This is a genomic window from Dysosmobacter acutus (assembly GCF_018919205.1).
In the GTDB taxonomy this organism is placed as follows: Bacteria; Bacillota; Clostridia; order Oscillospirales; family Oscillospiraceae; genus Oscillibacter; species Oscillibacter acutus.
This window is the reverse complement of the sequence record NZ_JAHLQN010000001.1, coordinates 690,249-709,665: the sequence shown is the minus strand read 5'-3', so window position 1 is coordinate 709,665 and position 19,417 is coordinate 690,249. Positions and strand designations below refer to the sequence as shown.

At 60.1% G+C, this 19,417-nt stretch carries 16 protein-coding genes and 1 other annotated feature; of the genes, 9 read left to right on the top strand and 7 right to left on the bottom strand.

The window, feature by feature from the left end:
* Positions 1-5: 5 nt before the first annotated feature.
* From asnB to KQI82_RS03285, 4 genes are all read right to left on the bottom strand, one after another.
* Positions 6-1,583, bottom strand: coding sequence for an asparagine synthase B (gene asnB / locus KQI82_RS03300; RefSeq protein ID WP_216558716.1), 1,578 nt, complete (start codon positions 1,581-1,583; stop codon positions 6-8).
* A 42-nt stretch (positions 1,584-1,625) separates the two neighbouring features.
* Positions 1,626-1,864: a binding site (T-box leader), on the bottom strand.
* A 261-nt stretch (positions 1,865-2,125) separates the two neighbouring features.
* Positions 2,126-3,544, bottom strand: a complete 1,419-nt coding sequence (gene purB, locus KQI82_RS03295; protein WP_216558712.1) for an adenylosuccinate lyase — start codon at positions 3,542-3,544, stop codon at positions 2,126-2,128.
* Positions 3,545-3,621: 77 nt separating this feature from the next.
* Positions 3,622-4,896 (bottom strand): adenylosuccinate synthase, encoded by a 1,275-nt coding sequence (locus tag KQI82_RS03290; protein WP_216558710.1) that lies wholly within the window; start codon positions 4,894-4,896, stop codon positions 3,622-3,624.
* 131 nt (positions 4,897-5,027) lie between these two features.
* Positions 5,028-5,741 (bottom strand): DUF5714 domain-containing protein, encoded by a 714-nt coding sequence (locus KQI82_RS03285; protein ID WP_216558707.1) that lies wholly within the window; start codon positions 5,739-5,741, stop codon positions 5,028-5,030.
* 186 nt (positions 5,742-5,927) lie between these two features.
* On the opposite strand from KQI82_RS03285, the gene KQI82_RS03280 reads away from it, so the two are divergent.
* The 4 genes from KQI82_RS03280 (at position 5,928) to KQI82_RS03265 (ending at position 9,840) form a co-directional block, all read left to right on the top strand.
* The gene (locus KQI82_RS03280; protein ID WP_216558703.1) at positions 5,928-6,464 is read left to right on the top strand and encodes a DUF6199 family natural product biosynthesis protein; all 537 of its coding nucleotides are present in this window, start codon (positions 5,928-5,930) and stop codon (positions 6,462-6,464) included.
* A gap of 201 nt (positions 6,465-6,665) precedes the next feature.
* On the top strand, positions 6,666-7,184 hold the full coding sequence (locus KQI82_RS03275; protein ID WP_216558700.1) for an ECF transporter S component: 519 nt from the start codon (positions 6,666-6,668) through the stop codon (positions 7,182-7,184).
* Complete coding sequence (locus KQI82_RS03270; protein WP_216558697.1) at positions 7,177-8,223, top strand: uridine kinase family protein; 1,047 nt, start codon at positions 7,177-7,179, stop codon at positions 8,221-8,223. The genes KQI82_RS03275 and KQI82_RS03270 overlap by 8 nt, the downstream gene beginning before the upstream one ends.
* Positions 8,224-8,973: 750 nt before the next feature.
* Positions 8,974-9,840, top strand: a complete 867-nt coding sequence (locus KQI82_RS03265; protein ID WP_216558695.1) for a LysM peptidoglycan-binding domain-containing protein — start codon at positions 8,974-8,976, stop codon at positions 9,838-9,840.
* A 109-nt stretch (positions 9,841-9,949) separates the two neighbouring features.
* On the opposite strand, the gene KQI82_RS03260 is transcribed toward KQI82_RS03265, so the two are convergent.
* A complete protein-coding gene (locus KQI82_RS03260) occupies positions 9,950-10,321 on the bottom strand; it encodes a RidA family protein (RefSeq protein WP_216558692.1) in 372 nt (123 codons plus the stop codon).
* Between the two features lie 136 nt (positions 10,322-10,457).
* On the opposite strand from KQI82_RS03260, the gene KQI82_RS03255 reads away from it, so the two are divergent.
* On the top strand, positions 10,458-11,033 hold the full coding sequence (locus tag KQI82_RS03255) for a hypothetical protein (protein ID WP_216558688.1): 576 nt from the start codon (positions 10,458-10,460) through the stop codon (positions 11,031-11,033).
* A gap of 143 nt (positions 11,034-11,176) precedes the next feature.
* Here KQI82_RS03255 and spoVAC read toward each other — a convergent pair whose 3' ends face one another.
* Positions 11,177-11,611 (bottom strand): stage V sporulation protein AC, encoded by a 435-nt coding sequence (gene spoVAC, locus KQI82_RS03250; protein ID WP_216558685.1) that lies wholly within the window; start codon positions 11,609-11,611, stop codon positions 11,177-11,179.
* Between the two features lie 126 nt (positions 11,612-11,737).
* On the opposite strand from spoVAC, the gene hemW reads away from it, so the two are divergent.
* The 4 genes from hemW (at position 11,738) to KQI82_RS03230 (ending at position 18,857) form a co-directional block, all read left to right on the top strand.
* Positions 11,738-12,946: a radical SAM family heme chaperone HemW gene (gene hemW, locus KQI82_RS03245; RefSeq protein WP_216558682.1), complete on the top strand. Its 1,209-nt coding sequence runs from the start codon at positions 11,738-11,740 to the stop codon at positions 12,944-12,946.
* 244 nt (positions 12,947-13,190) lie between these two features.
* Complete coding sequence (locus KQI82_RS03240; RefSeq protein WP_216558679.1) at positions 13,191-16,169, top strand: S-layer homology domain-containing protein; 2,979 nt, start codon at positions 13,191-13,193, stop codon at positions 16,167-16,169.
* Between the two features lie 321 nt (positions 16,170-16,490).
* Positions 16,491-17,738 (top strand): HlyC/CorC family transporter, encoded by a 1,248-nt coding sequence (locus KQI82_RS03235; RefSeq protein WP_216558676.1) that lies wholly within the window; start codon positions 16,491-16,493, stop codon positions 17,736-17,738.
* A 96-nt stretch (positions 17,739-17,834) separates the two neighbouring features.
* A complete protein-coding gene (locus KQI82_RS03230) occupies positions 17,835-18,857 on the top strand; it encodes a putative ABC transporter permease (RefSeq protein ID WP_216558673.1) in 1,023 nt (340 codons plus the stop codon).
* 73 nt (positions 18,858-18,930) lie between these two features.
* Here KQI82_RS03230 and KQI82_RS03225 read toward each other — a convergent pair whose 3' ends face one another.
* Entirely contained in the window at positions 18,931-19,296 is a 366-nt protein-coding gene (locus KQI82_RS03225; protein ID WP_216558671.1) for a winged helix-turn-helix transcriptional regulator, read from the bottom strand.
* Positions 19,297-19,417: the final 121 nt, after the last annotated feature.

Genomic DNA, 19,417 nt, shown 5'->3' with positions numbered 1-19,417 from the left:
CGCTCTTATTCGCCGCTGCCGCCGTAGTTGGCCAGCACCCGGGCGGAGGGGTCGTTGACATCGCAGCCCTTCCAGGACCTGTTGGGCATCCAGAAGTCCTTGACCATGCGCGCCTGACCGGGGTAGTATCGTTCAAAAATCTCCCGGTAGAGCAGGCTCTCCTTGGTGAAGGGGATGGCGAAGCCGTACTTTTTCCGCTTCTTTTCGTAGTCTTCATCGGAGTAGACCGCCTCGGCGTACTCTTTCAGATCGTCCACCATGGAGTGGCCCACGGCGTCGGAGAAAGCTGCCTTCTCCCGGTAGAGGATGTCGCGGGGCAGCAGGTCGCCCTCAAAGGCGCGGCGCAGCAGGTACTTCCCCTTGTGGTAGACGTTCATCTTCTTAGCCGGGTCCACGCTCATGACATAGCGCACAAACTCCAGGTCGCCAAAGGGTACCCTGGCCTCCAGGGAGTTGACGCTGATGCAGCGGTCCGCCCGGAGCACATCATACATGTAAATCTCATCGATCCGCTTTTTGGCCTCCTGCTGGAAGGCCTCCGGCGACGGTGCAAAATCGGTGTACTTATACCCAAACAGCTCATCGGATATCTCGCCGGTCATCAGCACCCGGATGTCACTCCGCTCGTGGATGGCCTTGCAGCAGAGGTACATGCCCATGCTGGCCCGGATGGTGGTGATATCGTAGGTGCCCAGCATGGCGATCACCTCTTCCAAAGAGGAGATGACCTGGTCCCGGGTCATATAGACCTCCGTGTGGTCGGCGCCGATGTAATCGGCCACCTCTCTTGCGTACTTGAGATCAATGGCGTCTTTATCCATGCCGATGGCAAAGGTGCGGATGGGCTTATGCAAAAGCTTTGCGGAGATGGCGCACACCAGGCTGGAGTCCAGCCCGCCGCTGAGCAAAAACCCAAGGGGCGCGTCGGCGTCCAGCCGCTTCTTTACGCCGGCCACAAGCTTCTCCCGGATATTGGCGCAGACGGTTTCCAGATCATCCTCACAGTACTCCCGCACCGTGGTCAGGTCCATATAGCGGACAAACCGTCCAAAGGCGTAGTAGTGTCCCGGCGGGAAGGGACGAATCTCCCGGCACAGGCCCACAAGGTTCTTTGCCTCGCTGGCAAAGACAATGGCGTCCCCGCTGTCATAGCCGTAGAAAAGGGGCCGGATGCCGATGGGGTCCCGGGCGGCCACCAGCGTGTCGGTCATGCTGTCGTAGAGGATCAGCGCAAACTCCGCGTCCAGCCGGGAGAACATGGACAGGCCATACTCCCGGTACATGGGCAGCAGCAGCTCGCAGTCGCTCCCGCTCCAGAATTGGTAGTGCTCCTCCAGTTTCTCTTTCTGCCCCCGCCAGTTGTACAGCTCGCCGTTGCACACCACCATGTCGCCCTCCAGCTCAAAGGGCTGCATGCCGGTTTCCTCCAGGCCCATGATGGCCAGGCGGTGGAAGCACAGATACCCGGATTTGGTCTCCACCACACGGGACATGTCCGGTCCCCGGGATTTCGTCCGGTCGAAATACTCCCGGATTTCCTCCCGGCCGACGGTCTTTTTGCTGAATCCCATGATTGAACACATAAAAAGGCACCTCCGAATCAAATTTGCAGCATTCCTCCTTCTCCTTAGGACGAATGCTGCGATCCGCGGTGCCACCTAACTTGCTGCCCATGAGGCAGCCCCTTTCAAGGTTCCATTAAACCCGTGCGGTATAACGGCCGCAGCCCGTCTCCCCTACTTGCAGTGCGTTCGGTTCGCCGCTCCGGAGTGTTATTCCCTCAGGCTCTGCGTACGGGGTTCCCACTCTCTCCCGCTCACTGGAACCGATCTCCCAAGGTACTTCTCTCCATCGTCGCTTTTGCTGTATTCCGTTGTTTTTGCAAGTTCCCTTCCGGTGCGCTGCAAAATTTATGTTTCGCAGTTTATCACCACAGCGGTCCGCTGTCAATGTTAATTTCCACAAAATTGCAAAAAAAGTTGGCTGTAATTTTTGTCTGTAAAAAAATACAAAAAAATTCCTTTTTCTGTCTGTTCCTTGTTGCAATCAGACAGCAGACTTTATTGTCCGACCATAGGGCAAATGAAAGCGCCGGAGAACCTCTGTTCTCCGGCGCATTTCGCTTTTACAGGCTGATCTCCTGGCAGTTCTCCTCTTTTTCCAAAAGCAGCGGACGGATGGAGGCCACGTAGCGCTCCACCTGCTGGGCACAGCGGCCGGTGTAGAGGGCGGGGTCCAGCAGCGCCTGCATCTCCTCTTCGGTCATGGCAAAGGCGCTTTCGGCGGCCAGCCGCTCCAGAAGGTCGCACCGCTCCCCCTCCTTCATGCACCCGGTGGCCTCCATGGAGCAGCGGCGAATGATCTCATGGAGCTGCTGGCGGTCGCCGCCGCGCTTCACCGCCTCCATCAGCAGGTTTTCCGTGGCAAGGAAGGGGAGATACTCCCGCACCGTACGGTCCACAATCTTTTCATTGACATGGAGGCCGCGGGTGACGTTCTGCATGAGACGCAGTATGGCGTCGGCGCAGAGGAATCCCTCAGGCAGGGAGATGCGCCGGTTGGCCGAGTCGTCCAGCGTCCGCTCCATCCACTGGACGGAGGCGGTCATGGGGGCGTTCATGGCGTCGGCCATCAGATAGCGGCTCAGCGAGCAGATGCGCTCACAGCGCATGGGATTTCTCTTGTAGGCCATGGCGGAGGAGCCCACCTGCTTGTCCTCAAAGGGCTCTTCAACCTGCCGGTCGTGCTGCAGCAGCCGCAGGTCGTTTGCAAAGCGGTAGCAGCTTTGGGCAATGGAGGAGAGCACGTTTAAAATCCGGCTGTCGGTCTTGCGGGGATAGGTCTGGCCGCAGACCGGGAAGCACTGGGCAAAGCCGAACTCCCTGGCGATCAGCCGGTTCATCTCGTCGATCCTGTCCGTGTCCCCCTCAAAGAGGTCCAGAAAGCTGGCCTCCGTACCGGTGGTGCCCCGGCATCCCAGGAACTTCATGGAGCCGATGACAAAATCCAGCTCTGCAAGGTCGCTCTCCAGATCCTGCAGCCAGAGGGTGGCCCGCTTGCCAACGGTCACCGGCTGGGCGGGCTGGTAATGGGTGTAGCCCAGGGTGGGCATGGCCCGGTAGCGCTCTGCAAAGTCACAGAGGTTACTCATGGCCGCCAGCAGCTGGCCGCGCAGATGGCGCAGGGCCTCCCGGTAGAGGATCAGGTCCGCGTTGTCGGTGACATAGCAGGACGTGGCGCCCAAGTGGATGATGCCGGCGGCCTTGGGGCACACCTGGCCGTAGGCGTAGATGTGGGCCATGACATCGTGGCGGATTTCCTTCTCCCGGGCGGCCACCACGTCGTAATCGACGTCCTCCGTATGGGCGGCCAGCTCCTCCACCTGCTCCGCGGAGACCGGCAGGCCCAACGTGTGCTCCGCCCGGGCCAGAGCCACCCACAGCCGGCGCCAGGTGGAAAAGCGCATGTCCGGTGAAAAGAGATGCAGCATATACTCTGAGGCGTACCGGGACGCCAGGGGCGATTCGTAGCGGTCTTTGCGCATGGTCAAACCTCCTGTCAGATAATCGGAGCGGTGGACTTTTAAAAGCCCTCCCGCGCCAGGCGCGGGAGGGACTCAGCTCAGCGGATGACGATGGACTCCCGCTCCGGGCCCACGGACACATAGCCGATGCGGCACCCGATGCGGGACTCAATGAACTCCACATACTTCCGGGCGGCCTCCGGCAGGTCCTCCCACTTCCGGGCGCCGGAGATGTCGCACTGCCAGCCATCCACATACTCGACCACAGGCTTGGCCGCATCCAACAGCGCCGGGAAGGGGAACTCGTCGGTCTCTCTTCCGTCCACCACATAGTGGGTGCAGACGGGGATTTTCTTCATATAGCTGAGTACGTCCAACTTGGTCAGGGCGATGTTGGTGGCCCCCTGCATCATCACGCCGTAACGGGTGGCCACCAGGTCGATGGGGCCCACACGGCGGGGCCGGCCAGTCTTGGCGCCGTACTCGCCGCCGGCCTTGCGCAGCTCCTCCGCCTCGTCGCCGAACCACTCGGCGGTGAAGGGGCCCTCTCCCACGCAGGTGGAATAGGCCTTCACCACACCGATGACCTCCTCAATCCTTGCCGAGGGCAGTCCGGACCCCACGGGGGCATAGGCCGCGATGGCGTTGGAGGAGGTGGTATAGGGGTAGATGCCGTAGTCCAGGTCCCGCAGGGCGCCTAACTGGGCCTCAAAGAGGACCTTCTTCCCCTCTTCCTGGGCCTTGCGCAAAAACGCGCCTGTGTCGCAGACATAGGGGCGGATCTTCTCGCCGTACTCAGCGATCCACCGCTCCAGATCCTCCATGGTATAGGGCTTGGCCCCATATACCTTCTCAAGGGTCAGGTTTTTCCACTCCAAAAGGTCGGCCAGATGGCGGCGCAGGTGCTCCGGATAGAGGAGCTCGCCGGCCATCACCGTCTTCTTCTGGTACTTGTCGCTGTAAAATGGAGCGATGCCCTGCTTGGTGGAGCCGTACTTCTTGTCCTTCAGCCGGGCCTCCTCCAATCCGTCCAAATCCCGGTGCCAGGGCAGCAGCAAAGAGGCCCGGTCGCTGACCTTCAGGTTTTCCGGCGTCAGCGCCACGCCCTTGTCCATCACATCCTGCATCTCAATCCACAGGTTTTCGCAGTCAAGCGCCACGCCGTTGCCCAGCACGTTGACTACGTCCTTGCGGAAAATCCCGGAGGGCAGCAGGTGCAGCGCAAACTTGCCGAACTCGTTCACCACGGTGTGCCCCGCGTTTCCGCCGCCCTGATAGCGGACCACCACGTCGTAGTCAGAGGTGATGAGATCCACCATCCGGCCCTTTCCCTCATCGCCCCAGTTGATGCCAACAATCGCGCAATGTCCCATAAAAAGCCCTCCCGGTTCTTGTTTTCTTCTGTAGGGGCCGCAAAAGACCCCAAACCTTATTAATTATACAGGGGAAACCCCCCATCAGTAAAGACACAATTTGATATCTTAACTATAAATTTCGTTAATGCCTATATCATATCCCCCGTGCCCAGCCGGTGGTAAGGACAGCGCCGGCCCAGGCACTGCTGGTTTTCCGGGGAAAAGCCGCACACAACGGGACCTTCCAAATCCATCTCCACACCCAGATGCTCCCGGACAAAGCGGACGGCTATCACCAGCGCGGTGAAGGAATTGCGCTTACAGCACCTTGGACCGCCCAGGCGGCCGATCTGCTCCAGCACCAGGGAGGTCATCCGGTTGGAAAGCGCCCAGCTCTCCCGCTCCAGCGGCGTGGCGCCGGTGGCAATGCTGACGAACATGCCGGCGCTGGCCGCGGCGCCGCAGCAGCCCCAGAATCCGCAGGCTCCTCCGGGCACCTGGCGTCCCCGGCGCTCCATCTCATAGAGGGCGGCGGGCCAGTCCAGCTCTCCTCCGGCGTTGTGATACGCGGTCAGCAGCGCGCTGCCCACCAGCACGTGGTGCTCCGGCCCATGCATGTAGACATAGGGGTTCTCCATGATCTCCTGTGCTATCTTCACCGGATCGGTCTGCCTGCTGTGCAGGCAGACCCAGCGGATGGCAGCCAGCCCCTTTGACGCGTGGCAGTCATCACAGACAAAATGACCGTCCTCGCAGCTGGCGTTGGATGGAAACTTTTTATGGCAGAACACGCACTCCATCTCCCGGGCCGTGTCAAAATACCGCAGGGGTTTCCCGCATACAAGACATGCGCCTCGCTCCATAGTATGCCTCCTTGCTTGTTCCTTGCCGTCTTTCGGCGGCTGCATTTATGATATCCGACCGATGGGTGGAAGTCAACAGCAATCGCCGCCTGAGCGCGGGAGGAGAACTTTTTTCTTCCCCCGGGCGAAGGCCTGTGGTAAAATAGAAAAAAGTTTATGCTGTGAATTCATCCAAGGAGGTGCAGGATGCGAATTCGTCTTTTTCCGCTGCTGGCCCTGCTGCTGGCCCTGCTGTGCGCCTGCGGGAGTCTGACTCCCTCAACCACCTATGAGGTCAGCCGGGACGGCTGGGACTTTGTGGTGGACACTGAGCAGCAGACCATCACCTGCGGCGGCGATGTGTTTCAGTACACTGCGGACGGCCGTTCAGTGGAGATCACCTATCCCGACGGCTCCACCTACTTTCGGACCTACGACAACATGGGCTGGCACGGCGGCTGGAGCGACGGCTACTCAGAGGACCGGTACATCCCCGGCGACACGCTGGTGGAACTGATCTCCGGCGGCGCAGAGCAGCCGGAAAAAAGCTCCGGCAACTCGCCTTTCATCGGCCTGCTTCTTTTGGCCATAGGCGGCTTCAACGCCATTTCGCCACAAACCTCCTGGTACCTCAGCTATGGCTGGCGGTTCAAAGACGCCGAGCCCAGCGACGCCGCGCTGGTTCTTGGCCGCTGCGGCGGCGTGCTTGCCGCAGTCATCGGGTTCTTTCTGTTGTTTTTCTGAGCGAAACTTGGTTGACATGGCCTCTTTCCTATGGTAAAATACTTTGGAACCGGCAGGAAGCCGGTCATCGCCGGCCCAGCCGGTTTTTCGCGTCGCCCTACACGCATGATACCAGGAAGGTATCTGTTTTCAGCAGAAAACAGATACCTTCCTTTTGTTTTTTGCGATGCCGCGCGTATTATAAAAGGAGAGAAAATCCATATGAATCTGAAAAAACTTACGGTATCCGCCCTGATGCTGGCCCTTTGCATGGTGCTCCCCTTCCTCACCGGCCAGATTCCTCAGATAGGCAGCATGCTGCTGCCCATGCACCTGCCCGTGCTGCTGTGCGGCTTCCTGTGCGGCTGGCCCTACGGCCTGGCGGTGGGGTTCATCGCCCCGCTGCTGCGCTTTGCCATGTTTGGCATGCCGCCGATCTTTCCCACCGGTATGGCCATGGCCTTTGAGCTGGCGGCCTATGGCGCCTTCACCGGCATCTTTTACCGCCTGCTGCCCAAGAAGACCGGCATGCTCTTTGTTTCGCTGATTCTGGCCATGGCGGCGGGCCGTGTGGTCTGGGGCATCGCGGAGTGCTTCCTCCTGGGGCTGGGCGGCTTCACCTGGGCCGCCTTTGTCTCCGGCGCCTTTCTCAACGCCATCCCGGGCATCATCTTGCAGCTTGTCCTGATTCCCGCCATCCTGATTGCCCTGCGGAAAGGAAATCTGATGCTTGATGAGTGAGTTTACATCCATTCTCCTCCGCCACGCCGAAGCCTACGGCGCCATGGAGTGCGCCGACGCCGTTAAGCTTTGCTATCAGGCGGAGTTCGGCGGCGAACACCTGCTGCGCCATGCGGAGGCCGCCCTGCCGCTCATCCGGGAGGAATACTCCTCCGCCCCGGCGGATGCGGCGCTCAGCGAGCCCTGCGGTGAGCGGGTCTCCCGGCTGTATCTGGGGCCCGCCCGGGAGGCGGGGCTGCCGGCGGAGACCGTCGCCCGTCTCTTCTTCCGCTCCGCCCAGGAGCGTGGAGGCAGCGTAGGCGGCTTTTTGCAGCGGCTGTCCGATTTGAAGGAGAGCATAGACGCGTTCCCTTTTGACCTTCAGACTTTGGACCGGTTTTTGGCAGGCTACGACTTCTCCGCCCTTCCACCGCTGCGCCACAGCGAGTCCTACCGGCGGCTGTACCGCCCGGCCTACCGTCTGATCTCCGTCCGGTATGAGCAGCTGCTTCCCCTTCTTTGCGCCATGGAAGACCTGCTGCGGAAGAAAGGGCGGGTGGTCGTGGCCTTAGACGGCAACTGCGGCGGCGGAAAGACCACCCTGTCGGAGCTGCTGGCCCCCCTCTACGACAGCACGCTGATCCATATGGACGACTTCTTCCTGCCGCCGGAGCTGCGCACCCCTGAGCGGCGGGAGCGGGGCAACGTCCACTACGAACGGTTTGGGGAGGAGGTGCTCACGCCCCTTATTCGGGGGGAAGCCTTTGAGTACCGGCGGTTTTCCTGCCGCAAGGGCGGCTACTGTGGCAGCGTCCGCGCGGAGGCAAGGCCCGTCACCATCATAGAGGGGACCTACAGCTGCCACCCCTATTTTGGGCCCGGGGCCTATGATCTGCGGGTATTTGTGGAAACCTCGCCGGAGGAACAGGCCCGGCGCATCCGCCTGCGGGGTGGGGAGGACTGCTATGAGCAGTTCCGCACACTGTGGATTCCGCTGGAGAACCAGTACTTTGCAGCCAACCAGACCCGCTCTCAGGCGAACCTCATCATCCGGACGTAAGGCCGCCATGCCGTTCCGCGGGAAATGCAAGGGTTTTGCCGAGGGGTATAAAAAAGAAGCATTTGCTCTTTGAAAAAGTCCATTTTTGAGGCCCGAAACAGGCTTTTCAGAAAAATGTCCGCATAACTGAATGGGGCAGAAAATTGAGCTGAACAGTTAACGCTCTTGCTGTCCTCACAACAAGCCTGTGCAATGCCGCAAAAAATATGGTGGTTTTGTATTGTTCCGGTCTATAGTTTTATCGCTGAGCAAAAAAATCCCCCTGTCCGTCTCTTGAACAGGACAGGGGGATTTTTGCAATATCTTGGTGGAAAGCTATTGCAATTCCTTGCGCAATCGGTTAAAATTGGAGCGGAAACATAAATAGCGGCAGAGCATGACGGGCGGCAACCCGCCATGCTCCGATGGAGAGTGATAGCACCACTCAACACCACAGTCAGATAGACTGCACCGTACCTCCCATTATACCGATGGAGTGTTTCTATTGCAAGCATTATCCGTCAAAATGGGATTGGTGTTACGCTTTGATTGACTACAGTCAGGCGGTGTTGAGTTATACGCTCAACACCGCTTTTTATGTTTCCGACGATGGCCCGGAGCGGGGAGTTTCCCCGCCCGCCGGGCCTGTCCGTCGGAAATATACGGGCTGACCTTGATTATGTTTACTGTGCCGTGGGATTTAGGCCCGGAGAGGAAGGAGAAGGCGCACATAAATCGGCACGATAAAACAGGAGAAAGGAAGTCCGTAACATGAAAAAATTTATAACTCTTTTTCTGGCCCTCGCCCTGTCCATGGGTTTGGCCGTCCCCGCCCTTGCCGCGGAAACGGACCAGAAGATTGCCGTGGGTGATCAGACCTATGAGCGTGTGCTTCAAGCGATTCTGTCTCAGACCGAGGATCAGCCTGTCTCCCTGCGGCTGGAGAGCGACATATTGATGACAGCCCCTGTGGTGATCGGATCCAGCGATTATGACGGACTGTTCGGCGGCATAGTCATAACTGTGCCCTCCCACGACATTGCCATTGACCTGAATGGCTTTGCTCTAACCGGGCCGGAGAGCGGTCCGATCTTCACGGTGCAGAACGGCTATACTCTGACTGTCTTGGACAGCTCCGATGCCCAAACCGGGAAGTTGGTATCACAAAGTGAGAAGCCGGTGATCGAGGAGGAGGGAGGCATCTATGTCCCTGTGCGGTCCACCGCCCCCACCGAATCCACAACTCCCACTGAGTCCACCGCTCCCGCCGTCCCTGACGCCCCCAGCAGCTACACCGTGAAAAAGGGCGACACCTGGGGAACCATCTGCATCAACTTCTACGGCAGTAACGCTCAGCGCTGCGCCCTGCAGAAGGCCAACAAATATGTCAAGCTGACCGCCGGCACCGTAATCACCCTGCCCGAGAAGCTGGGTAAGGCCGTTCTCATCCCCGCCCCCGTGGCCGGTGAGGGCGAGACCCTGTACACAATTAAGTACGGCGACAGCTTGGGCTCCATCGCCAAGGCCGCCTATGGTGATATGATGAAGTACAAGGCCATCTTTGAGCGCAATTCCGACCGCCTGAAGAACGCCAACACTATCTATGAAGGCCAGGTCATTGTCCTCCCCGCCAAGTAAAAGCGCAAAAAGTGATAAAAATACCCGCCTCCGTTTGAAACTGGGCGGGTATTTTTTCTGTGTGCCTAAACGATTAATTTAATGACATTGAGCATTTGCTCCTTCTTTTTTACAGCTCCGCGACTGCCTCCACTTCCACCAGCGCGCCCTTTGGCAGAGCGACGACGGCAAAGCAGGAGCGGGCGGGCCGGTCGGGGAAATACTTGGCATACACCTCGTTGAATGCGGCAAAGTTCCCCATGTCGGTGAGGAAGCAGGTGGTCTTCAGCACCTTGGAGCAGTCGGATCCCGCCTCTTCCAGAACCGCCTTCAGATTGGTCAGCGCCTGCTCGCTCTGAGCCGCGATGTCATCGCCCACCAGGGCGCCCGTGACAGGGTCCAAGGGGATCTGGCCGGAGGTGAACACGAACTGTTCGGTGGCTTTTGCCTGGGAGTAGGGGCCCACTGCCGCGGGGGCCAGGTCGGTGTGGATGGTCTTCATCTGCAACACTCCTTATTTTATGTTCTTCCTCCGTTATACCACATTCTTCTCTGTCCCACAAGATTTTTCCGGTTGCACGCGGCTGTACAAATTTACGCAAAAACGGGTGGAAGGTTGATTTCCTGTATGTTTCACAATGAAAGGAGCGCTTATGAACCACACCCAAACCTATGGGCTCAACCAGTGGGAGGACAACGACCGCATCCTCCGCACGGATTTCAACGCCGACAACCAGAAACTGGAGAGTGCGCTGGGGGCCAAGCTCCAGTACCACAAGCTGAAAGAGGTGGTCACTCAGGAGACGGCCACCCGGGTGGAGGTGGACGTCTCCGACATCCATTTTGCCGACTGGAAGTATCTGGTGGGCGTACTGACGCCCACCAGTGTCGGAACCTGCAGCTGGTGGTACTCCCCTTCCGGCGGAACCGCCTCCAAATGCTCCTGCAACTCCATGGGCAACCTGGGCTCTGATTTCGTGGGCCTGGGCAGGTTTTACTCATCAAGCTCCAGCCTGAACTCCGTCTATATGATCGCGCTCATCCTCCACAACCCCGCCCAGTACCTGCGCGGCATCACTTTTGGAGGCACTTTTGTCTATGGAAAAAGCACAACCTACACCTACGAAGACCTCAGCGTCCTGGTGCTCTCCGGCACCAGCGACTCCGACCATATCGGGGCCGGGGCAAAAATTGAGCTGTGGGGGGTGAAGTAAATGTCCATCGACGTTCTGATCTGCCGTGCCGACGGCACCCAGGAGCTGGTCCGCCGGGAGGTCCCGGAGGACTACTTTGAATCCACTCCCCAGACGGAGGAGGGCCAATAGCAAAAGGCGGGGGAAAATTCCCCCGCCTTTTGCTATGCCCCCATCAGACACAAAATCACGCCGTAAATCACGCTGGCTGTAACGCCGAAAACGATCACCGGTCCGGCGATGAGGAACATCTTGGTGGCCATGCCGGTAATGATGCCCTCGCTTTTGAAGTCAATGGCCGGCGAGACCACCGCGTTGGCAAAGCCGGTGATAGGCACCAGCGTGCCCGCCCCACCGAACCGCGCCAACTTGTTGTAAAGGTTCACTCCAGTGGCCAGCGCGGAGAGAAACACCAGGGACACGGACGTGGCGGTCCCCGCGTCCTCCTTCCCCAGGCCCAGCGCGCTGAAGCCGTTCATAATCAGCTGCCCCAGCACGCAGATGGCTCCGCCGATGACAAAGGCCAGAAGCATGTTCTTGGCCAGGGGGGATTTTTTTTGCTTTTGCTTGACATAGGACTGGTACTCCTTAGGTGTCATATCGCTGCCTCCTTCCGCTTTGTAGTTTCTCCCTTTTTTGAGAAAACTATCCCCTTTTCCTTGCCAAAGCCGGCCAAAGGCGCTACACTATGTGCGGATTCAACGATTGGATGGGAGAGATTCCGCATGAAAGAGGCAAAACGCCCCCTGGGGCTTTACATTCACATCCCCTTTTGCAAAAGCAAGTGCATCTACTGTGACTTCTACTCCCTGCCGGGGCGGGAAGAGCGGATGGATGCGTACGCCAAGGCCCTCTGCTCCCATCTGAGGGAGGCCGCTCCCCGTGCCCGGGGCCACAGCGTGGACAGCGTCTATTTCGGCGGGGGAACCCCCTCCTGTTTGGGAGCATCCCGGCTGTGCGCTATTTTAAAGGTCGTCCGGAAGCACTACGCCGTGGCGAAAGACGCCGAGATCACCTTGGAGGCCAACCCCGACTCCGCCGGCAGCTTCAAGGACCTGCGCGCCCTGCGGCGCTGCGGCTTCAACCGCGTCTCCCTTGGGATGCAGTCCGCAGACGACGCGGAACTGCGCGCCATCGGCCGCATCCACACCATGGACCAGGTCCGCACCGCCGTGGAAACCGCCCGGAAGGCCCGTTTCCCCGATGTGTCGCTGGACCTGATCTACGGCCTGCCGGGGCAGACCATGGAGCGCTGGCAGGAGAACCTCTCCGCCGCCGTGGCCCTGGACCCGGACCACCTGAGCTGCTATGGGCTGAAGGTGGAGGAGGGCACGCCCCTCTATCAGGCCAAAGACAGCCTTCTCATGCCCGGGGACGACCTGCAGGCGGACATGTACCTCTACACGGTGGAGTTTTTGCAGCACATGGGATACCGGCAGTACGAGATTTCCAACTTTGCCCGCCCGGGCCATGCCTCACGCCACAACCTGAAGTACTGGACGCTGCAGGAGTACGCGGGCTTCGGCCCCGGAGCCCACTCGGATTTCGGCGGCGTCCGCTACGCCTACGGCCGGGACCTGGAGGGCTACATCCGGGGCGTTCTGACCGGTTCGCCCATGGTCAGCGAATCGGAGCGCATCCCGCTTACGGAGCGGGACACAGAGTACATCATGCTGCGGCTGCGGACATCCCTTGGGCTGGATGTGAGGGAGTTCGAGCGGACCTTCCGCCGGCGCTTTGATCCGCTGGAACCGCTGATGCACCGCTTTGCCCAGGCCGGCTACGCCCTTGAGGAGGACGGCCGGTGGCACCTGACGGCCACGGGCTTTCTTGTCTCCAACCAGATCATTGGCGCGCTGCTGGAGGCTCTTTCGGCGGACAAGGCCCGCCGCGCCAGCGCCCGGGAACAGGGTGATTTTCGGGTGGAGTGCTGATCAAGCGCCGTATAGCTGGAAGCCGATGCTTCCGGCTATGCTTTTTCCCCTTCCTGTTTACCTCTGCGCTAACTTTATGCACAGTGTGCAACTTTTTCCTCTCCCGCTTCGTCTAAAGGAAAACCTGTCTCACAGGGATTCCCAAAGATTTTACGGTTTACATTTTTCCCGGAGCGTGCTATGCTATGTGGGACTGTACCGGTATTATGTATACCACAAGAAACGTACAAAATGGAGGCAACGCATGAGAAAGTTCCTGTGCAGAGCAACATCCCTGATCCTGGCGGCGGTGCTGGCCAGCGCATCGCTGTCCGCAGCGGCATCCTACGCCATGGGTGACGACCTGACCAGCGTCTCCACCGGTCTGCATGAGCAGACGCAGCTGAACACCAGCGTGTTCTGGAGCAGCGCGTACTCCGATCTGCGGACGGAGAACGTGGTGACCTACGTTCCCAGCGAATCCGTCACGCCCATCGTCACCTACGGCGGCGCGATCACCCAGCGCTCCACCGTCTCCGCCACCGCAAAAGCGCTGGAAGCCCAGGGCTACCGGGTGGTCGCCGGGATCAACGGCGATTTTTACAACACAGGAAACGGCGTTCCCATCGGCCTCGTGATCACAGAGGGGCAGATCCGCACCGGCGCCTCCGCCTATCATGCCATCGGCTTTTGCGCCGACGGCACCGCGGTGCTTGGAAAGCCGGGTATCAAGTACTCCGTCGACCTGGGGCAGAACGCCTCCGGCCAGACCGTCGTCCGCTCCATTGCCGACGTGAACAAGGCCCGTCTCTCCGAGGGCGGCATCTACCTCTATACATACGATTTCAACGCCAGGCACACCAACGGCACCACTGAGCCGGGCGTGGACGTGGTCTGCTCCATTGTGGAGGGCTCTTTGTCCATCGGCACGGAGATGACCCTCCAGGTGGAGCAGGTGCTCACCGACGCCTCGGCCACCGCTGTGGGCGCCGACAGTGTGGTGCTCTCCGCCAACAACAAGACCGGCGCCTACTACACAGACGCACTGAAAAATCTGATGCCGGGCCAGACGCTGACATTGTCCGTCACCGCCTCCGACACCCGCTGGAATGATGTGGAGTACGCCGTGGGAGCCCTCTACTCCCTTGTTTCAGGCGGCGTGGTTGCCTCCAGCCTTCCCAGCGGACAGGCGCCCCGCACCGCCATCGGCCAGAAGGCCGACGGTACGCTGGTATTCTACACCGTGGACGGCCGCAAGAGCGGCCACAGCATCGGCGCCACGCTGTCCCAGGTGGGTCAGCGGATGGTGGAATTGGGCTGCGTCACCGCCCTTGGCCTGGACGGCGGCGGCTCCACCACGCTCTCCGTCACCTCTCCGGACACCACCTCCGCCTCCACCATCAACTCCCCTTCCGAGGGGTCGGAGCGGTCCGTGTCCAACCATGTGTTCCTGGTGGCCTCCAGCTCCTCCACTGGCATTCTGAGCCACTATTATGTCAAGCCCGAAAGCTCCTACGCCCTCACCGGCAGCACGGTCAAGGTGTCCGCTTCCGGCGTGGACACCAATTATATCCCCATGGACGCGGGCTATGACCTGTCCTCCACCGACGGCACCGTTGAAAACGGCGCCGTGGTCCTGCCCGCCTACAGCGGCGACGTCACCGTCACCGCCTCCGGAGATGGCCGCAGCGGCAGCGCGGTCATTCACACGGTGGACACGGTGGACAGCCTCAGCATCTCCGGCCCCGCCGGAGCCCTTTCGGCGGTGACCATCGCCCCGGGGGAGAGCGTCCAGTTGATTCCCAAGGCCACGTATAACCACCTCTCCCTCTTCTCCTCTGCCAGCGCCTACACCTGGAGCATCTCCGGTGACGTGGGCACGGTGGATGCCGACGGCAAGTTCACCGCCTCCCTCCAGCCCGCCACCGGCACCCTCACCGTCTCCGGCGGCGGAAAGAGCGTCTCAGTGCCCATCCGCGTGACCTCTTTGTCCCTGAACACCCTGGAGGACTTTGAGGAGGGCCTGCCCGACTGGAGCGCCTCCACCTCCGGCACCGCGCTGGAGCGCAACACCAACGTGGAGACCGTCCGCTTCGGCAAGGCCTCCGGCGCGCTGAGCTATGCCCTGGACGAGGCCACCTCCAGCGCCTCGCTGTTCCTCACTTCCCTTCACTTCAAGGCCAACTACAACCGGCTGAACCTCTGGGTCTACGGCGACGGCTCCGGCAACACCCTCTCCGCCACCACCTTTGACGGCGTCAACTACGGCTCGGTGACGCTGAGCACTCTGGACTTCACCGGCTGGAAGCAGCTCAGCGTCAAGCTGCCCGAGGGCGCCGCGTCCGTCACCGACCTGACCGTCTCCGGCACAACGCCCTCCGGTACCATCTATCTGGATCAGATCGTGTGCTCCTACAACGACATTGTGGATCAGACCGCTCCCGCCGTCACAGCCTCCCTCGCCGGCACGGCTCTGAGCGGCGCCGTGTCCGACGAGGTGGACGGCCTGCTGCCCAAGGCGAACATCTCCGTCACAGTGGACGGCAAGGCGGTTTCCTTCAACTACAACGAATCCACCGGCGCTGTCTCCGCCACCGTGGCGGTGGGCGACGGCAATGGCCATCGGGTGAGCATCATTGCCACTGACGCCTCCGGCAATGTCAGGCGCGCCTCGGCGGACGCGGCCTCCACCGCCCAGGCTCCCCACTTCAGCGACACCGCCAATTACTGGGCCTCCGCCTATGTGGATTACCTCTACACCTCCGGCATCACCACCGGCTATGCCGACGGCACCTTCCGCCCCTCCCGCAACATCTCCCGCCAGGAGTTCGCCGTGATGCTGTACCGCTACCTGGGGCTCAGCGCCAGCCAGTACGAGTCTGTGGAGCTCCCCTTTGCGGACCTGGGTCAAATCGGAGACTTCGCCCTCACTGCGGTGAAGGCGTTGTATACCGAGGGCATCCTCAACGGCACCATGGGTTCCGACGGCCGGCTGTACTTCAATCCCGCCTCCTCCATCACCCGGGCCCAGGCGGCGGCCATGATGGGCCGCACCCAGCCCAAGGGCTACACGGAATCCGCCCTGTCCTTCACCGACACGGCCGCCATTCCCGCCTATGCCTCCTACTATGTCTCCACCATGGTCTCCCAGGGCGTCATCAGCGGCTATGAGGACGGTTCCTTCAAACCCAACTCCCCCATCTCCCGGGGACAAATGGCAAAGATTCTCTACAACCTGCTGTAAGAGGAAAGCTCCCGCCGCCCTGGCGGGAGCTTTCTTAACAAAACGTTAATTGCCTTTTTCCCTGTGCCATGGTATACTGACAGCACTTGTGCATCTCTTTCGCCCTACTTTGGAAAAGGAGTCATCTCAGTGGACGAACCGCCGTTACCCGCCATATACATAGAACATTGCCGACAGGGACGGTCCCATTCTCTTTTGTAATGGGACGGTTCCTGTCTGTATTTTTTATCCATACGCGCGGGGACAGAGGGCGGCGAACAGACCCGGCGGCAGCGCCATTAAACCTTCGTTTTGATGATTGAAAAGGAGTGATGAGTCCTCATGGACAGTCCCAGTATCACAATGACCATTGCAATTCTTGCCCTTGTATGCCTCTCCGCCTATTTTTCCGCCACAGAAACTGCCTTTTCCAGCCTGAACCGAATCCGGCTGAAAAGCAAAGCCGACGGCGGCGACCGCCGGGCGGCGCTGGCCCTCTCCCTGTCGGAGGAATATGACCGGCTGCTCTCCACCATCCTCATCGGCAACAACATCGTGAACATCACCGCCACCACCGTGGGCACGGTGCTGTTCACCCGCCTGGCGGGCGTATACGGTCCCACGGTCTCCACAGTGTTACTCACCGTGGTCATCCTGATCTTCGGTGAAATCTCCCCCAAGAGCCTGGCCAAGGAGAACCCGGAGAAATTTGCCATGGCCTCTGCGCCGGTGCTGCGCGTCTTCCTTGTGATTCTGCGGCCGCTGAACTTCCTCTTTGCCCAGTGGAAGCGGCTGCTCAGCGCCATCTTCCGCACGGGGGAGAGCCAGGGCATCACGGAGGAAGAGCTGATCACCATGGTTTCCGAGGCGGAGAACGAAGGCGGGTTGGATCAGCACGAAAGTGAGCTGATCCGCTCGGCCATCACCTTCGGCGATCTGGAGGCCGGCGATATTCTGACGCCCCGGGTGGACATTGCCGCCATCTCAGACCAGGCCACCATAGAGGAGATCGCCGCCTCCTTTGCCGAAAGCGGCTACTCCCGGCTCCCGGTCTATCACGAGGGCATTGACGATATCATCGGCGTGATCCACGAAAAGGACTTTTACTCCGCCCGCTACCGGGGCCAGGGCGACATCTCCGCCTGCATCAGCCCCATCCACTATACCGCGCCCAACACCCGGGTGGACCAGCTGCTGCGGACGCTTCAGACAAAGAAGCTGCATATGGCCGTGGTGGTGGATGAGTACGGCGGCACCGAGGGCCTTGTGACCATGGAGGACATCATGGAGGAGCTGGTGGGTGAGATCTGGGATGAACACGATGAGGTCTCGGAGTATTTCCGTTCCCAGGGCGACGGCAGCTATCTCATCTCCGGCAGCGCTGACCTTTCAGACCTCTATGACCTCTTCTCCATCCGCGGCCAGTGTGACGCAAGCACGGTCTCGGGCTGGGTGGTGGAGCAGCTCCGCCGGCTGCCTCAATCCGGCGACCGATTCCGATGGGAGGGTCTGGACGTCACCGTCAAAGAGGTGGATCACCGCCGGGTGCTGGAGGTTCTGGTAAGGCCCATTTCGGAAGAAGCCCGGTGATACGCGGCGCCGCCTGAGGCGGCGCCGCTTCTTTGGTTGAATCCCGCCTGCATTTGTGCTACACTGATACAATCCCATTGAAAAAGGAGAGGTTTCATGTCCCACTACACCCTGTCCCAGTGGATTCTGTTCTTTTTCTTCTACTGCTTTTGCGGCTGGATCTGGGAGTCCTGCCTGGTCTCAGTGCGGAAGAAGACATGGGTCAACCGGGGCTTTCTCCACGGCCCCCTGCTTCCCATCTACGGCTCCGGGGCGCTGATCATCCTGCTGGCAACGCTCTCGGTTCAGGACAACCTCTTCCTGGTCTTTTTGCTGGGCATGATCGCCGCCACCATTCTGGAATACTTTACGGGCGCCGCCATGGAACGGCTCTTCCGCGTGCGGTACTGGGACTACAGCGACAAGCCCCTGAACCTCAACGGCCACATCTGCCTGTTCTGTTCCCTTGGCTGGGGCGCCTTCTCCATCTTTTTGGTGGAGGTTGTCCATCCGCCCATCCAGCGGCTTGTTTTGAAGATTCCGGAGGGAATCGCCCAGCCTGCCGCCTTTTTGCTGGCCGTGGCCACCACAGTGGACGCCGTCCAGTCCTTCAACGCGGCCATGAACCTGCGGGAGATGCTGGAAACTCTGGCCCAGAACAACGAAGACCTCCAGCGCATCCAGAAGCGGCTTGAGGTGTACTCCGCCTTTGCGGAGGAGGACCTGCAGCGCTTCCGCGACAAGTTGGACGAGGGCCGTTTCCGCCTGGAGGGCCTGCGGCAGGAGCGGGCCATGGAAAAAGCCCTCCGCAGGGCCAGCCTGCGCTCCCAGATGCAGGAGAACGTCCAGCGCCGCCGGGCCTGGAAGCTCAGCGTGGTACAGACCCTTGCCGAAGGTCTGGAGCAGTACAGGGAGAAGTTGGACTCCGCCACCGACCTCTCCGCCGAGTATCTGGACGAGAAGCGCTCCGAGATCGCCGAGGCCCTGGAAAAGCTCCAGCGCCAGCGGGAGCGGATCCGCTCCACCTCCGACAAGGCCTATGCCCGGGCCGCCCGGATTCTGCGGGGCAATCCCTCCGCCAGGTCCAAGGGTCTGGAGGAGGCGCTGGAGGAGCTGCGCAGGCTGTCCTCCAAAAAATGATTCCATGCACTGCAAGCAAAAGAGCGCGGCCCTTCCGGCCGCGCTCTTTTTCCATCAAATGCGAAATCCGCTCCTACGGAATATACTCAAAGCCCCATTTGGTCATGGCATAAAAGACGGGAAGCAGCGCCTCCCCCCTCTTGGTCAGCAAATACTCCACATGGGGAGGGATCTCGTTGAACTGGACCCGGGACACCAGCCCGTCCCGCTCCAGCTCCCGCAAGGAGCTGGTCAGCATGGTGTTGGTGATTCCCGCAAGGCTTTTCTTCAGTTCTCCGAAGCGAATCTGGCCCTTGACGCACAGCTCGTAAATGATTTGAAACTTCCATTTCCCCTGCAGCATCACCAGCAGAGGCGTCACCGGGCAGTTTCCGGAGCTTGTGAGAATCCCCTTGCGCACCTGCTCCACATACTCCTCATAGCTCATGTCCTGATCCATATGCTCTCCCCTTCCAGCTGGCCCGGATGGTATGCCGCGCCATACTATGTAAGAATAATCTGCGTACTTGCATGTTTATATGGCCTTAGTATAATAAACATATCAGCAAAAGGCAAGCGGG

Bases quoted from the DNA above. Each gene is read 5' to 3' on its own strand.
- asnB (WP_216558716.1), bottom strand. From the start codon at position 1,583: ATGTGTTCAATCATGGGATTCAGCAAAAAGACCGTCGGCCGGGAGGAA.
- purB (WP_216558712.1), bottom strand. From the start codon at position 3,544: ATGCGCAAAGACCGCTACGAATCGCCCCTGGCGTCCCGGTACGCCTCA.
- KQI82_RS03290 (WP_216558710.1), bottom strand. From the start codon at position 4,896: ATGGGACATTGCGCGATTGTTGGCATCAACTGGGGCGATGAGGGAAAG.
- KQI82_RS03285 (WP_216558707.1), bottom strand. From the start codon at position 5,741: ATGGAGCGAGGCGCATGTCTTGTATGCGGGAAACCCCTGCGGTATTTT.
- KQI82_RS03280 (WP_216558703.1), top strand. From the start codon at position 5,928: ATGCGAATTCGTCTTTTTCCGCTGCTGGCCCTGCTGCTGGCCCTGCTG.
- KQI82_RS03275 (WP_216558700.1), top strand. From the start codon at position 6,666: ATGAATCTGAAAAAACTTACGGTATCCGCCCTGATGCTGGCCCTTTGC.
- KQI82_RS03270 (WP_216558697.1), top strand. From the start codon at position 7,177: ATGAGTGAGTTTACATCCATTCTCCTCCGCCACGCCGAAGCCTACGGC.
- KQI82_RS03265 (WP_216558695.1), top strand. From the start codon at position 8,974: ATGAAAAAATTTATAACTCTTTTTCTGGCCCTCGCCCTGTCCATGGGT.
- KQI82_RS03260 (WP_216558692.1), bottom strand. From the start codon at position 10,321: ATGAAGACCATCCACACCGACCTGGCCCCCGCGGCAGTGGGCCCCTAC.
- KQI82_RS03255 (WP_216558688.1), top strand. From the start codon at position 10,458: ATGAAAGGAGCGCTTATGAACCACACCCAAACCTATGGGCTCAACCAG.
- spoVAC (WP_216558685.1), bottom strand. From the start codon at position 11,611: ATGACACCTAAGGAGTACCAGTCCTATGTCAAGCAAAAGCAAAAAAAA.
- hemW (WP_216558682.1), top strand. From the start codon at position 11,738: ATGAAAGAGGCAAAACGCCCCCTGGGGCTTTACATTCACATCCCCTTT.
- KQI82_RS03240 (WP_216558679.1), top strand. From the start codon at position 13,191: ATGAGAAAGTTCCTGTGCAGAGCAACATCCCTGATCCTGGCGGCGGTG.
- KQI82_RS03235 (WP_216558676.1), top strand. From the start codon at position 16,491: ATGGACAGTCCCAGTATCACAATGACCATTGCAATTCTTGCCCTTGTA.
- KQI82_RS03230 (WP_216558673.1), top strand. From the start codon at position 17,835: ATGTCCCACTACACCCTGTCCCAGTGGATTCTGTTCTTTTTCTTCTAC.
- KQI82_RS03225 (WP_216558671.1), bottom strand. From the start codon at position 19,296: ATGGATCAGGACATGAGCTATGAGGAGTATGTGGAGCAGGTGCGCAAG.